Origin of the sequence: Actinomyces sp. S6-Spd3 (assembly GCF_000758755.1) — a bacterium.
In the GTDB taxonomy this organism is placed as follows: domain Bacteria; phylum Actinomycetota; class Actinomycetes; order Actinomycetales; family Actinomycetaceae; genus Pauljensenia.
Window position 1 is genome coordinate 13,767 of sequence record NZ_JRMV01000275.1, and the last position, 14,385, is coordinate 28,151.

At 56.6% G+C, this 14,385-nt stretch carries 10 protein-coding genes and 1 tRNA gene; 6 read left to right on the forward strand and 5 right to left on the reverse strand.

The window, feature by feature from the left end:
- The first annotated feature begins 65 nt into the window (after positions 1-65).
- Genes lipB through HMPREF1627_RS04330 form a run of 3 tightly spaced genes read left to right on the forward strand, consistent with a single transcriptional unit; the run spans position 66 to position 3,351 of the window.
- On the forward strand, positions 66-797 hold the full coding sequence (gene lipB, locus HMPREF1627_RS04320; RefSeq protein ID WP_034501468.1) for a lipoyl(octanoyl) transferase LipB: 732 nt from the start codon (positions 66-68) through the stop codon (positions 795-797).
- Complete coding sequence (gene lipA, locus HMPREF1627_RS04325; RefSeq protein WP_052040842.1) at positions 794-1,846, forward strand: lipoyl synthase; 1,053 nt, start codon at positions 794-796, stop codon at positions 1,844-1,846. Before lipB ends, lipA begins: the two co-directional genes overlap by 4 nt.
- Positions 1,843-3,351, forward strand: coding sequence for a class I adenylate-forming enzyme family protein (locus HMPREF1627_RS04330; RefSeq protein ID WP_034501470.1), 1,509 nt, complete (start codon positions 1,843-1,845; stop codon positions 3,349-3,351). The genes lipA and HMPREF1627_RS04330 overlap by 4 nt, the downstream gene beginning before the upstream one ends.
- A 207-nt stretch (positions 3,352-3,558) precedes the next feature.
- Here HMPREF1627_RS04330 and HMPREF1627_RS10860 read toward each other — a convergent pair whose 3' ends face one another.
- Genes HMPREF1627_RS10860 through HMPREF1627_RS04340 form a run of 3 tightly spaced genes read right to left on the reverse strand, consistent with a single transcriptional unit; the run spans position 3,559 to position 8,041 of the window.
- The gene (locus HMPREF1627_RS10860; RefSeq protein ID WP_267958470.1) at positions 3,559-3,693 is read right to left on the reverse strand and encodes a hypothetical protein; all 135 of its coding nucleotides are present in this window, start codon (positions 3,691-3,693) and stop codon (positions 3,559-3,561) included.
- 42 nt (positions 3,694-3,735) lie between these two features.
- On the reverse strand, positions 3,736-4,977 hold the full coding sequence (locus tag HMPREF1627_RS04335; RefSeq protein ID WP_034501471.1) for a glycoside hydrolase 5 family protein: 1,242 nt from the start codon (positions 4,975-4,977) through the stop codon (positions 3,736-3,738).
- Between the two features lie 13 nt (positions 4,978-4,990).
- Positions 4,991-8,041, reverse strand: coding sequence for an alpha-mannosidase (locus tag HMPREF1627_RS04340; protein WP_034501472.1), 3,051 nt, complete (start codon positions 8,039-8,041; stop codon positions 4,991-4,993).
- Between the two features lie 118 nt (positions 8,042-8,159).
- On the opposite strand from HMPREF1627_RS04340, the gene HMPREF1627_RS04345 reads away from it, so the two are divergent.
- Entirely contained in the window at positions 8,160-9,170 is a 1,011-nt protein-coding gene (locus HMPREF1627_RS04345) for a LacI family DNA-binding transcriptional regulator (protein ID WP_034501473.1), read from the forward strand.
- Positions 9,171-9,271: 101 nt separating this feature from the next.
- On the forward strand, positions 9,272-10,672 hold the full coding sequence (locus HMPREF1627_RS04350; RefSeq protein WP_034501474.1) for an NAD(P)/FAD-dependent oxidoreductase: 1,401 nt from the start codon (positions 9,272-9,274) through the stop codon (positions 10,670-10,672).
- Between the two features lie 79 nt (positions 10,673-10,751).
- On the opposite strand, the gene HMPREF1627_RS04355 is transcribed toward HMPREF1627_RS04350, so the two are convergent.
- Together HMPREF1627_RS04355 and HMPREF1627_RS04360 are read right to left on the reverse strand one after the other, a co-directional pair.
- Positions 10,752-10,825, reverse strand: a tRNA-Val gene (locus HMPREF1627_RS04355).
- A 142-nt stretch (positions 10,826-10,967) separates the two neighbouring features.
- Complete coding sequence (locus tag HMPREF1627_RS04360) at positions 10,968-11,366, reverse strand: DUF3052 domain-containing protein (RefSeq protein WP_034501667.1); 399 nt, start codon at positions 11,364-11,366, stop codon at positions 10,968-10,970.
- Positions 11,367-11,644: 278 nt separating this feature from the next.
- Between HMPREF1627_RS04360 and aceE the strand changes: the two genes are divergently transcribed.
- Positions 11,645-14,377, forward strand: coding sequence for a pyruvate dehydrogenase (acetyl-transferring), homodimeric type (aceE, locus tag HMPREF1627_RS04365; RefSeq protein WP_034501476.1), 2,733 nt, complete (start codon positions 11,645-11,647; stop codon positions 14,375-14,377).
- Positions 14,378-14,385 lie beyond the last annotated feature (8 nt).

Consider the following 14,385-nt stretch of genomic DNA (forward strand, 5'->3'; position numbering starts at 1 on the left):
GCAGTGGGACGAATGTCCCACTCTAAGCTCAGGAAATGCACCTAGCACGCCTCTAAAATCGAAGAGTGCGGATTTTGAATCTCATCCCCAGTGGACTGACTGATTACTCCGCCGTGAACGACTACCAGCATGCGCTTCATGACCAGGTCGCCCGCGGCGAGGCGGAAGACACCCTGATCGTCGGCGAGTTTGCCCCGGCATGGACAGCAGGACGCCATACAAAACCCCAAGATATTCCCGATTCAACGCTGCCCGTCATCCACGTTGATCGTGCGGGTTCCGCGACATGGCATGGTCCCGGGCAAGTCGTTATTTACCCGATCGTGCGCCTTCGTCAGCCCGTCGATCTATACGCATGGATCCGCAGCGTTGAAAATGGGGTCCTTGAGACTCTGCGCGAAGAATGGGGACTTCCCGTAGAACGCATTGAAGGCCGCGCAGGGGTATGGCTTCGCGGCGACCAAGGCCGCGACCGAAAGATTTGTGCAATCGGTTTGAAGGTCGCACGAGGCGCAACCATGCACGGAATTGCTCTTAATGTCGATATCGACCCCCAGTATGCCTTCAGCGGCATTATTCCCTGTGGCCTGACCGACGCAGACGTTGCTTCCCTGTCATGGGAAGGAATCTCCAGCGATGTGACCCAGGCTGCTCAGCTTTTGGTCCCGCACATGATCGCATCGATCACCCCTCAGCTTCACTCAGCTCCAGAGCCGCTCCACTGGGAAACTGCCCCCATCGGCGCATTCGCACCGGCGGCCTCGGCAATGGAAAATTCGGAAGGACGCACCCAATGAGTACTCTCCCCGATCCCGAGGGACGCAAGCTTTTGCGCGTAGAGGTTCGTAACGCGCAAACTCCCATCGAGAATAAGCCCGAGTGGATTCGTACGACCGCACGCGCGGGTGAAAACTACCAGGACATGCGTTCTCTTGCTCGCGGCGCAGGGCTGCACACCGTATGCGCAGAAGCTGGATGCCCGAACATCTACGAATGCTGGGAAGACCGTGAAGCAACTTTCCTCTTGGGTGGTGCAATTTGCACGCGAAGGTGCGATTTTTGCGATATCGCAACTGGGCGTCCCACGGAATACGACCAAGACGAACCCAGACGCATCGCCGAATCGGTCGCTCAAATGGGACTTCGCTACGCGACGATCACCGGCGTCACCCGCGACGATCTCCCCGATGGCGCGGCTTGGCTCTATGCAGAAACCACGCGCCAAATCCGCCAAAAGAGCCCAGGAACAGGAGTTGAACTTCTCGTCGACGATTTCCGAGGCAGCGCTGAGTCTATCGATATGGTTATCGAAGCCGCTCCCCAGGTCTTCGCTCACAATCTCGAAACGGTCCCGCGAATCTTCAAGAAAATTCGCCCAGCCTTCCGTTACGAGCGTTCACTCGCAATGATTAAACGCGCACACGACGGTGGAATGGTCACGAAATCTAACCTGATTTTGGGCATGGGCGAAACCCGCGAGGAAATTCTTGAAGCCATGCGCGCCTTGCACGAGTCCGGCTGCGATCTGCTGACTCTCACGCAGTATCTGCGCCCCTCTCCCCTGCACCATCCAATCGACCGTTGGGTGCATCCCGAAGAGTTCATCGAGCTTTCTGCCGAGGCCGAGGCCATGGGCTTCGCCGGGGTCATGGCCGGCCCCCTCGTGCGTTCTTCCTATCGCGCGGGATTGCTGTGGGCGAAGGGAATGCGCGCCCGAGGCTTCGAAATTCCGGAAGAACTCGCACACATCGAGAACTCCGGTTCGACCTTGCAGGAAGCTGGATCGGTCCTTGAGCGTCTGAAGAAACGCCAAGAGCTTCACCGTCAGATGGCCGGCGCTCGATGAACACCGGGTGTCAGGCGGAAGTTTTGCCCGATCTCTCGCCTGCCCACGCGCTGCTGTCTGCAGCCCATCAGCATCCAGACCGACTCAGCCTGATCGATGCTGAGAGCGAACGCACTTTTACTCTTGCACAGAGCGCCGGCTGCGTTCGCAGGCTTGCTTGGTATTTCACGACTTCGGGGCTGAGTGCGGGGGACCGCATCGTTGTATGTGCTCCCAATAGCGTGTGGCATTTTCTGATTCACGCCGCCGCTTCGTGGATTCATGCGGTGTCTGTTCCCATTTCGCCTCTCCTCCCCGAGGCAGTGCGCAGGCGCCTGTATGACGAAGTCGCACCTGCGCTCATCATTGGAGAAGAGCACTTCACGCCTCACACAAGCAATTTGCTGGCATGTTTGTCTTTTGAGGATCTCAACATGCTCGCGCGTGAAACCAGTAACAAGTGCCCAGCGGATTTCTCCCCTCTCCCCTGCCACGATGAAACCGCCGCTTTAGTTTTCACCTCCGGCACCTCAGGAAAGATGCGAGCAGCTCAGCTCACTCATGCGAACCTGTGGTGGGCTTCTCAGTGCTTTAGGGATGGGTTCGAATACTGTCCCGGATCAGCGGTTTGTGGGGTAGTCGCACCGCTATCTCATATCGGCGGTTTCAACGGCACCTCGATGGATATCTTTACTCACGGAGGAACCCTCGTCGTCTTCGCCTCTTTCGACCCACTTGAAGTGGCTCGCGGCATCGAGAAATGGCGTATCTCGATCATGTTTGCGGTACCCGCTATGTGCCATATGCTCGTGCAGGCCGCACGCGAGGCCACAATCGATCTGTCCTCGTGGACCCGCCCTCTGGTCGGCGGAGATGCCATGGGGGCATCACTTTTTGACGAAATGTCACGCATGGGCCTGTCCCCCATTCATGTGTGGGGAATGACTGAGCTAGGAGGCGCCGGAACATTCTTGAGTCCCGAGCGCTGGCCTGCTCACCCGGGTGCGATTGGTTTCCCCTTCCCCTATATCCAGTGCCGTCTCCGTGATGCGCAGGGCAACCTCATTACCGAGGCCGGACAGGCCGGGATCATTGAAGTACGCGGCCCGGGAGTTGCCTCGCGTTATTGGGGTGAAGAAGAACGCGAGAATGAGTGGTTTTCCTCCTCAGACATCGCTGTTTTCGATGAGGATCATTGCATGCATATGATCGGCCGTTCCTCACGGGTTATCAATACGGGTGGAGAGCTTGTCTCCCCCGCGCACGTTGAAGAAGCTCTTCGTGCCTTGGATTGCGTGGCTGATGTCTGCGTTGTCGGCCTCGATGATGAACGATGGGGACAAATCGTTGCAGCGGCGCTCGTTCCGGCGACGCATGAGGAACTCTCCACCGAAAACGTGCGGAATCTGGTCAAAGATTCCTTGGCCCCGTGGCAGCACCCTCGCCGCATCCGCTGGGTTGAGGCTCTCCCAAAGACAACGACAGGGAAAGTGGATTTTTCCCAGGCTCAATCCCTATTTGCATAGAGAAGCGGGGCGTGGGCTTTGTGGGCCCACACCCCGCGGCAAACACATCGCAAGAAAGACTTTCTTAGCTCTTGAAGAAGAACTTCTAAGCACATGCGAAGAGAACGATCAGAGGGATCAATGTCACCCGGTATGCTGCTTCGAAATCCTTGATCAGCGTCTCGAACTAGGGGTAAAGCGATCGTTCTTGAGCGATTACCTCTCGAATCAAATCTCGCCAACACCAGCGTTTGCAGCAGAAGAATTCGAGGAGGAGCTTGCTCCGGAACCGCCGGTGCAAGCGGCCAGGCTGAACGCCGCACTCAGTGCGACGGCAGTCAGGAAAGTACGCGACTTACGCATAGTCTTCTCCTTCGAAGAAACTACTTTGAGAACGCTGTGGGTTTACGAGTCCCACGTAGAGAGGAAAGTTTCTTTTCCTCTGTTCCCGTGATCTCCACGAGGAAGATAACGAGAACGGTCCAATTCGATGCAACGAACGTCTCCTGCCAAAGCAAGTTCCATCCATCGATCGAAATACTCGTGCCGAGCATCAGTATCGACGCGCGTCCACTCCTGTGCAGTCAGTAGGAGGGACGAACGCTGCTCACCCTGAACTCGCAGATCCGCCCAACGCTGAGCAGCACGATGGAAGGCCTCTCCGATTGGTTTCGGATTGCCGTCTTGTCCCAGCAGCCCCAAGGAATACTCGATGGCCGGAAAGTCCGATAGTTCACGGGAGACATCGTGAGAGCACCACCAAGTGACTGCTTCAAGGCCAGGGGATACTCCCCCGCCTCGCTCTCCCATGAGAATTTCAAGGGTCTCCATGAGGAACTGCGGAGCCTGGTCTTGGTCCACATAGTTCTCAGGAGCACCGATTTCTTGAAGCCATACGCCTCTGCCCGGATCCTCGCTCCACGCGGCGGCAAGCTCACACAAATATCTGGCAAACCAGACAAGCTGTGGAGCTTGTTTTCCAAGCCGTGGTCCGATGCGCCCGAAGATCCATGAGTGCACAGTGGTGAGGTCACCTACGGTAGTTGCGCACGCAGGAGTAAAAGGCTGATCGTCTTCAAACCACAGGTCATCATCATGACTGTGAGTGTGAATCCCGTGCGGCCACTCCTGTTTTGCCGTTTCAAGAATTCCCCTAAGCCACTGCATCGCGTCATCTTCGCTCACCTCGTGCGCGAAAGGATGACGCGATGCAGCAAATTGGAAGAACTCGTTGCCCACAGATAGCCCAGCTGCCGCAGGAATCCCACGTAACGCCCGCGCCATTTCAGCGACCAGATTCCGCTGTGCTGAGACGACATCGGGATCGATGAAGAGGTTGCGGCGATGCCACGACGTGACCCACGAGGGAAGGAAATCGAAGGACGACAAATGTCCTTGAAGAACATCGACCGTCACTTCGAGTCCGCACTCCCCCGCGATTTCAACCGTTCTCACAACATCGCCAATTGCCCGATGTCGGATAAGGGTGCGATTGGGCTGCAGAAGTGGCCACAGCGGGAAGATCCGAACGTGGTCGGCACCGATGGCGCGGATGGCATGGAAGTCATCACGCACGGCCTCGGCATCAAAATCCAGCCACGAATGGAACCATCCCCGCCGCGGGGTGTAATTCACACCAAACTTCATCGTTTCTTTCTCTTCACTTGGTGAAGGAAAGTCGAAGCGTCGTGATCTGGAAAGCGGACAAATCGAAGGACCACTGCCCATCTCCACCGCGAAGATGCGGTTCGTCCTCGCTGGGGCGGTAGCGCAGATCGCAGGCGGTCACTGAGGTCGCCTCGGGCGCAGTCAAGGTCACCTGTGAAGGACCACCCTGGGCCTCGTAGACGCGAAGGACCAGGTCTCCGGAGCGATCAGGAGCCATCGCAACGGACTCAACCACTGCACCAGTGATGGAGAAGGGTGCTTCGAAAGGAAGACCGCTAACTTCACGCTCACGCAGGTTGAGCTGTTGACCAGCTGCAACGGCATCAAGAACTGAGGCGTCAGGAACAATTCGGAAGTTCCACTCGTGGTGTCCCTGATCCTGCTGAGGATCGGGGAAGCGCGCTGACTTCACAAGGGTTGCGCGGACCTGGGACCAGGTACCACGACGATCGCTCTGGTGGCGCGTCACATCCCATCCATAGGTTGAATCATTTGCGATTGCCCACGAACGCGATGCGTTTTCCAAGCGCACCCAGCGGTGTGCCGATACTTCGAAACGGTAGGCATCCCAGGATGTGTTCTCATGGGTAGCACGCGTGATGTAACCCATCTGAGTCTCGTACTGAGCGTGGTCCGTGTGGATCTCCACCGGGATAGCGAGCTTGAGCAGTTTCTCATGCTCATGCCAGTCAGCTTCAACGTGAACATCGATTCCCGCAACCCTAGACCTGAAGATCCACACGAGTTCCATCGTGGAGGAATCAACACGAGCGTGTGTGTGGATTTCAATTCGATCATGCTCCACAACAACGTTGCTCACTGAGCGATCAGAAACAACGCGCAGGGAATTACGGTAGAAGGGATCTAGATCCCAGGCATCCCACATATTCGGGAAGTCCTGATGAATGTGGAATTCGCCGGCCTTTTGTCCCGCGGGGATCCACTCGCGACCGCCAGTGTTTTCGCGCAGTGAAGTCAGCTCACCGCTGCTTGAGATGCGAGCCTTGTAGAAGGAGTTCGTGACCTCGTAGCCGTCCTCTACTTGGAGGAGGTGTACTCCCGCGGTGTCCTTTTCTTCGCCTGCAATGCCCGCAGACAGCGGGGAGACGCCGTGGAGTGGGAAAGACGAGGCGTTGGCGAGCAAAGCGCGCGCCTGGCCAGTTTCCTGGGCACCCGTGAGCGCTGCGAGGGCCTGCTGAATGAGGGCTTCGCATCCGTCCTGGATCTTCTGGTGAAGTTCGCGAACTTCACGGTAGACCCATGCGATCGAAGTGCCCGGAAGAATGTCGTGGAACTGGCACAGTAGGAGTGTGCGCCAGTAGGAACGCAGTTCTTCGTAGGGGTAGTCCATGAGCCCCTTAATGGCTGCATAGGAGCACCACAGCTCGGTTTCACGCAGGATGGACTCACCACGACGGTTACCCTGCTTAACGTCGATCTGAGAGGTGAAGGTTCCTCGGTGGAGTTCCAAGTACAGTTCGCCCACCCACACGGGGATTTGATCAGCATCTTCACGTGCACGGTCAAAGAACTGCTTCGGAGTTTCCATGACAACTTCAGGAGCACCGCGAAGAGAGCTAAAACGATCGATGCGCTCGAGCATTTCACGGGTGGGGCCGCCGCCGCCATCACCGTAGCCGAAGGGCATGAGCGAGACGCTTGCGTGCCCCTTGTCCTTGAAATTCTCGACAGCGTGGGTCAAGTTCTGGCCCGTCACTTCTGCACCGTAAGTGTCCATGGGCGGGAAGTGCGTGAAGATTCGCGAGCCGTCGATGCCTTCCCACAGCAAAGTGTGGTGCGGGAAAGTGTTGACTTGGTTCCATGAAATCTTCTGGGTGAGGAAGCGCTCGATTCCAGCTTCACGCGCGATCTGCGGGAGGGCTGCGGAATACCCGAAGGAGTCAGGCAGCCAGATTTCTTGGCAAGATGCGCCGAGTTCATTTTCGAAGAAGTCCAGGCCTTCTACGAGCTGGCGGCACATGGCCTCGCCACCGGGAAGAACGGCATCGGGTTCAACCCACATTCCGCCGACAGGAACGATGCGTCCCTTTGCAACAAGGTCACGAACTCGTTCGAAGAGTTCTGGGTCGTCTTCCTTGAGCCAAGCTGCATGTTGGGCAGCAGGAAGAGCAAAGATCAAGGATGAGCCGTCCTCGATGAGACGAACGACGTTGGCAAGAGTGCGATTCACCTTGCGGCGGGTTTCGCGCAGTGGCCACAACCATGCGGAGTCGATGTGTGCATGCCCAACAGCGCTGATTCGGTGAGCACCGGGAAGTGCCGGCGCCTCCATGAAAGGCTTGAGGACTTCTCGCGCCGCACCTGCAGTGGAAACAACATCATCCAGGTCGAGGCAGTCCAGAGCACGGTTCAATCCAAAGAGAAGGTTCCACTCGTAATCGCCAAAGTGAGGCGCAGCCTCGATCATCTCGTGGAGTACTTGAATATCAAGGGCGAGTCCGTAGACGTCCTTATTCACAATGACGAGGTCTGCCTGACGGAAGTGGTAGAGCTCCTCATGAGAAGCGGTGAGTTTGTCCCCGTTCAAAGTCGGCTGGAAGGGAGGAACTCCGAGGATCAGGGGGTTTGCAGCAGCTTCCACGACAAAGTCGATTGTTGATCCAGGAGTTTGAGCTACCGGAAGCCAACGGCTACGCGGGTTCAGGGCCTTAATGGTCTTTCCATTCACATCGCGCACAAGTGCTTCGGCGTGGAAACCGACAAAGTGTTCTTCAAAGCCGAGGTCAACGCGTACTTCAAGACGCTGCTCCTCGGTGAGGCTGAGGTCGGTCGGAACTTGTCCGTGAAGCTTGAACCAGGTGGTCTGCCACGCTCCACCCCATGTCTGTCCAAGTTCGAAGGGAACAAAGTTTGCTTGAAGGGCTTCCTTAAAGCGAACTGGTTCAGAAATCACTCCGTCTTCTAGGGGTTGACGCCATTGACTGACGTCGAGCGAAGACACTGTTGTGTACTCGAAAGGAAGGATGCGTTCCTTGAGCGTACGAGTGACACGCTGCATCAGGATTTCTTTATTGTCGTGCATCACGACTCCGTTTCTGCCTTACCGCTGCTTTGCGGCTCTGATCACAGATTAACAACTAATTCGGTTTAGCTCCTGCTAAACTCATAACAATCCGATCACACCTTAAGGGAGTTTCGCAATGGCGCGTTTAACAATCCGTGATATCGCCCGCGAAGCAGGGGTTTCCCGAGCAGCAGTCTCCTTTGCCCTCAACGATCGCCCCGGCGTATCGCCGAGTACCCGAGCAAAAATTCTTGAAATCGCAGCCCGAATGGGATGGCGACCAAACGCAACCGCGCGAGCACTGTCATCCTCGCGATCCAACGCCATCGGCCTCGTCCTTCAAAGACCACGCGTCAACAATTCATCCGAACGATTCTTCTTCGACTTCATCACCGGAATCCAAGACGGACTAGACAACACTGGCATCGACCTGCTTCTCCACCTCTCACACTCAATGGAGGAAGAACTTCGAGCCTATCAGGAGTGGTGGGTACAGGGCCGCGTCGACGGCGTCATCGTTGTTGATCCTCGAGATGGTGACCCACGCCCCCAAAAACTCAATGAGTATTCTCTACCCACCGTTGTCATTGGCCAGAAATTTGACCAATGCGGCGCGGTCATTGGTGACGATGAACAAATGATTCGCCTACTCGCCGAACACCTCTTTGAGCAGGGATGCCGACACATCGCCTTCGTGTGCGGCTCTAGCTCTTTTTCTCACATCCAGCAGCGCATCGCCACGCTGCAGCGCCTCGCTCACGAACGAGGAGCACGGGTTACTATCTCGCCCGAAAACGAATTTTCCGAGGCCTCGGCACTGGAAGCGACGCGAGCGCTCCTCGAAGCTCCCTCCATGCCCGAGGGGATCATTTTCGCGAACGAGATCCTCACGCTAGGGGGTTTCCAAGCCATCGCTCAGAGCGGCCTGAAGACCGGGAAAGACATTAAAATCTGCTCCTGCGAAGACTCCCCCATGCTCAGCATGTTTTCTCCTGCGGTTACTGCAATTTCGCGAAACCCTGCAACGATGGGACATGCGGGCGCACAGCTTCTTTTGGAACAGCTCCAGGGAGAAGAAGCTCGGACGGTCTCCGATCAAGATCCTCAGCTGGTCGCGCGAGCATCAACCCTGTCATCCCAGAGTTAGTCGCAGAAAAGACGGAAGAGTATAACGAGCACCACGCATCCGTCTCTAGCACAGCATTTCGCATTTTAGTAAGATTGACCTTACCTAATTAAGGAAGGTCAATGTCTCGTCATCACATCGTCATTATCGGTTCTGGTTTCGCTGGGCTCACCGCCGCACGTCGCCTTAAGCATGCGGATGCGGATATCACGCTTTTAGCACGAACCTCCCACCATCTTTTCCAGCCGCTTCTCTACCAGGTCGCAACAGGAATTTTGTCAGAGGGAGATATTGCCCCCACGACCCGCGAAATCTTACGCAAGCAGAAGAATGTTCGCGTGTTACAGGCTTTGGTCGAAGATATTGACGTCGAGAACCGCATCGTTCGGTGGCGTAACCACAACGAATACAACGAAACTTCCTACGACACTCTCCTTGTCGCAGCGGGCGCTGGACAGTCCTACTTCGGTAATGACCACTTTGCCGTGTTTGCACCAGGAATGAAGACTATCGATGATGCGCTCGAACTGCGCGCGCGCATTTTTAGCGCTTTCGAACAGGCAGAGATCGCCACAGATCCAGCCGAAATTCAACGACTGCTTACTTTTGTTGTCGTTGGTGCAGGTCCTACCGGTGTTGAAATGGCCGGCCAAATCCGAGAACTTGCTTCGAAAACTCTCAAGGGTGAATTCCGTCAAATTGATCCCACGCAGGCTCGCGTGATCCTCGTCGACGGAGCCCCCTATCCCCTACCGCCCTTTGGAGAAAAACTCGGGCAGAAGACTCGAAGCGAGCTTGAGAAGCTCGGCGTCGAGATGAAGATGGATGCCTTTGTGACGAATGTCGATGCAGATGGCGTCACATTGAAGTACAAGTCCGGGGAAGAAGAAACGATCGAATCCGTCTGCAAGGTCTGGGCGGCAGGTGTATCCGCGAGTCCCTTGGGAGCTCAACTTGCCAAGGCGACAGGTGCCCAAGTTGATCGCTCAGGACGCGTCGAAGTCAACAAGGACCTTACCCTTCCCAACCACCCCGAAATTTTCGTCCTTGGTGACATGATGGCTTTCCCGGGTGTTCCGGGAGTTGCCCAGGGCGCCATTCAATCGGCGCGTTTCGCTGCAGACACCGTACGAGCACGCCTAGCCGGTCGCGCACCCAAGCGCACAGAGTTCTCCTATTTCGACAAGGGCTCAATGGCGACGATCGCACGTTTCAAAGCGGTCGTCCAAATGGGCAAGGTAAGTCTGACCGGTTTTACCGCATGGGTTTCATGGTGCTTCCTCCACCTGCTGTATATCGTCGGATTCAAGTCCCAAGTAGGCACCCTGGTCAATTGGTTCTTCAGCTTCCTCTCCGGAGCACGCTCACAAAGGACCACAACAAACCAACAGCTCGTCGCACGCCTCGCAATGGAACAGCTCGGAAGTGGCGTATCTGGAAAGCTAGTGGCCGGTGAGGACGTCGTGGAGGAACTGGTTCATTCTGCTCAAGACGAGCACAGCGAATCTGAGCCGCAATCCTAGGTCTGCGCGCACAAGGTTCTCTTGCATTGCAATACATGAGAAGGACCGGAAGCATTCGCTTCCGGTCCTTCTCATTGAGTGGGCCCTACCGGGCTCGAACCGATGACCTTCTGGGTGTAAACCAGATGCTCTAGCCAACTGAGCTAAAGGCCCAAAGCGCGCTCGGTGTTGAACGCACCAGTACAGCATAGAGTACAAGCAGCTATTACTTGGAATCAGATGCTGTGAGATTCATTGCGCGCATGTAAAACATGCGGCACGCACTGCCTTACCGAGACGGTATCGCGCGAAATCCTCAGCGGGTCCTTGAACGAGCAGTAAGACGAATCCCTGCCCATTCCGGCGCGAGCGCACTTGCAGAAGTCGCGTGAAGACCGGCTGTATGTGCGGCCTCTTCAACATCGGAAACAGGAACTGCACCAGGACGGCCCGGCTTGGGAATAAGCACCCAAATCAAGCCACCGTCATCAAGATTCGACATGGCATCGACCAGGAGATCGGCAAGATCTTCTTCTTCAGCGTCTTCCGCGCGCCACCACACGATTGTTCCGTCAACGACATCTTCGTAGTCGGGATCAACTAGCTCGTTGCCGCATTCCTCCTCAGCGAGTTGGCGCAAGCTCTGATCCGCATCATCGTCGAGATAAAACTCTTGAATAATCTGGCCCTTTGTGAACCCTAGTTTGACACTCACCGGAGTTCCCCTTTGAGCCACGACATTGTCAGTGTTTCTTCGCTTATCACGGGTCTTATCGTAATGCACTCAGAGCAATAATTTTCTCTTTCTCCATTTTCCGGTCATTTTCCCAGTGTCACGGAAATTATCACCGCAACAAATGAGGCAAGAATCATGGGCCAGAAGTCCTATTCTCGCTCGCTTTTTCTGTCCCGAGGGACGAAAATAGACCCGTAACCACGAGGGCGTGTCCGATAAAACGCTTCCATTAACCAACCAGAGGAGTTCGAGATCAAGTGAGCGAGAACCATCCCGTTGTCAACGGCCTATTGAGCCAGGTTCCCGATAACGACCCTGCTGAAACCTCCGAATGGGTCGAATCCCTAAGTGGTCTCATCGAGGAAAAGGGCGGTCCGCGCGCACGCTACATCCTGCTGCACATGCTGGATGAGGCAAGGCGCCAAGGCATCCAGCTCCCCCAGGAATACACGACTCCCTACGTCAACACCATCCCCGTTGATCAGGAACCTTACTTCCCCGGCGACGAGGCCATGGAGCGCCAGTACCGCCGCTGGATCCGTTGGAATGCAGCCGTTCAAGTGACGCGCGCACAGCGCCCCGGCGTCAAGGTTGGCGGACACATCTCGTCGTATGCCTCGGTCTCCACTCTTTATGAAGTCGGCTTGAACCACTTCTTCCGCGGAAAGGACCACCCCGGCGGCGGCGACCACGTGTTCTTCCAAGGCCACGCCTCCCCCGGCCCCTACGCCCGTGCCTTCATCGAGGGACGTCTCTCCGAAGAACAGATGGACGGTTTCCGCCAGCAAGTTTCCACCGCGCACGGCCTGCCCTCCTACCCGCACCCGCGTCAGCTCCCCGAGTTCTGGGAATTCCCGACGGTGTCGCTGGGTCTTGGCCCTGCCGAGGCCATCTACCAGGCATGGTTCGACAAGTACCTTCACCTGCGCGGTATCAAGGACACCTCACTCCAACACACCTGGGCTTTCATCGGCGATGGCGAAATGGACGAACCCGAGTCCCGTGGCATGCTCCAGCTGGCAGCCCAGCAGGGCTTGGACAACCTGACCTTCGTCATCAACTGCAACCTGCAGCGTCTGGACGGCCCGGTCCGCGGTAATGGCAAGATCATTCAGGAACTGGAAGCCTTCTTCAAGGGCGCCGGCTGGAACGTCATCAAGGTGATTTGGGGCCGCGGATGGGATCAGCTGCTCGCTTCCGACAAGGACGATGCCCTTGTTCACTTGATGAACGAAACGCTTGACGGCGACTACCAGACCTTCAAGGCTAACGACGGCGCCTACATCCGTGAGCACTTCTTCGGACGCGACCCGCGTACCAAGGCCATGGTTCAAAACTGGACCGACGACCAGATTTGGGCATTGCAGCGCGGCGGCCACGATTACCGTAAGGTCTACGCTGCATACAAGGCTGCGATGGAACACACCGGTCAGCCCACCGTCATCCTTGCACACACCATTAAGGGCTACGCTCTGGGCAGTCACTTCGCTGGTCGCAATTCGACGCACCAGATGAAGAAGCTGACCTTGGAAGACGCAAAGCAGCTTCGTGATCGTCTGCAGATCCCCATCACAGATGAGGAACTCGAGCGCGATCCCTATATGCCTCCCTACTACATGCCGCCGGCAGATCACCCGGCTCTGCTCTACATGAACGAGCTTCGTGAAAAGCTGGGCGGCTGGGTGCCCGAGCGTCGAGACCACCAGCCTAAGCTCCCCGAGCTTCCCGTTAAGCCTTTCGAGGCTCTTTCCAAGGGCTCAGGCAAGCTTGAGGTGGCAACGACCATGGCTTTGGTGCGCCTCATTAAGGATCTCATCAAGGATAAGAATGTCGGCAAGTATTTCGTGCCGATTATTCCCGATGAGGCTCGTACCTTCGGTCTGGATGCGATCTTCCCCTCTGCGAAGATCTTTAATACGACGGGGCAGGCATACACTCCGGTTGATGCGGACATGATGCTCTCTTACCGTGAATCCGAGCAGGGGCAGGTTCTGCACACCGGTATCACCGAGGCCGGAAGTGCTGCAGCCTTCCAGGTAGTCGGTACCGCATACGCGACTCATAACCTCCCCATGGTCCCCTTCTACATCTTCTACTCGATGTTTGGTTTCCAACGCACAGGCGATCAGTTCTGGGCTGCCGGGGACCAGCTTTCGAAGGGCTTCGTCATTGGCGCGACTGCGGGTCGTACGACTTTGACGGGTGAAGGCCTCCAGCACATGGATGGAAATTCTCAGGTGCTTGCGGCGACGAACCACGCCTTCGTGTGTTACGACCCCGCTTATGCCTACGAATTGCGCCACATCATGAGCGATGGCCTGGAGCGCATGTACGGTGATGCAGGCGGACGCGACCCGAATGTTATGTACTACCTGACCGTCTACAACGAACCGATCCACCAGCCTGCAGAGCCGGAGAACTTGGACGTTAACGGTCTAATCAAGGGAATCTACCGCTTGGATGACCACCAGAACTTCGGCGGCCCCAAGGCACAGCTCCTTGCCTCCGGTGTCGGTGTTCCGTGGGCACGTGAGGCCCGCGAACTCCTCGCCCGTGATTGGGGCGTTGACGCTGCGGTATGGTCGGTCACCTCGTGGACAGAATTGCGTCGCGAGGCCTTGGAGGCGGAAGAATTCAACTTCCTCCACCCGAGCGAAGCGGCACGCACCCCCTTCATTTCCTCTCAGTTGCAGGGAAGCGAAGGACCCTTCGTCGCTTCCTCTGACTTCGATCGTATGCTCCCTGACCAGATCCGTCAGTGGGTCCCCGGCGACTACCACGTGCTGGGCGCGGATGGTTTTGGCTTCTCGGATACCCGCCGCGCTGCGCGCCGTTGGTTCCATATCGATGCTGAGTCAATGACTGTTCGAGTCCTCAAGGCGCTTGCTGACCGCGGGCAGATTGATCGTTCCCTCGTCCAAGAGGCGATCAACCGCTACCAGCTCTTCAACTACTCGATCTCCGGAAACGATCACGCCGGCGACGAGTAAAGATCCTC

Coding starts and splice junctions, on each gene's coding strand:
- HMPREF1627_RS04335 (WP_034501471.1), bottom strand. CDS start 4,977: ATGAAGTTTGGTGTGAATTACACCCCGCGGCGGGGATGGTTCCATTCG.
- HMPREF1627_RS04340 (WP_034501472.1), bottom strand. CDS start 8,041: ATGCACGACAATAAAGAAATCCTGATGCAGCGTGTCACTCGTACGCTC.
- lipA (WP_052040842.1), top strand. CDS start 794: ATGAGTACTCTCCCCGATCCCGAGGGACGCAAGCTTTTGCGCGTAGAG.
- HMPREF1627_RS04345 (WP_034501473.1), top strand. CDS start 8,160: ATGGCGCGTTTAACAATCCGTGATATCGCCCGCGAAGCAGGGGTTTCC.
- HMPREF1627_RS04330 (WP_034501470.1), top strand. CDS start 1,843: ATGAACACCGGGTGTCAGGCGGAAGTTTTGCCCGATCTCTCGCCTGCC.
- HMPREF1627_RS10860 (WP_267958470.1), bottom strand. CDS start 3,693: ATGCGTAAGTCGCGTACTTTCCTGACTGCCGTCGCACTGAGTGCGGCG.
- HMPREF1627_RS04350 (WP_034501474.1), top strand. CDS start 9,272: ATGTCTCGTCATCACATCGTCATTATCGGTTCTGGTTTCGCTGGGCTC.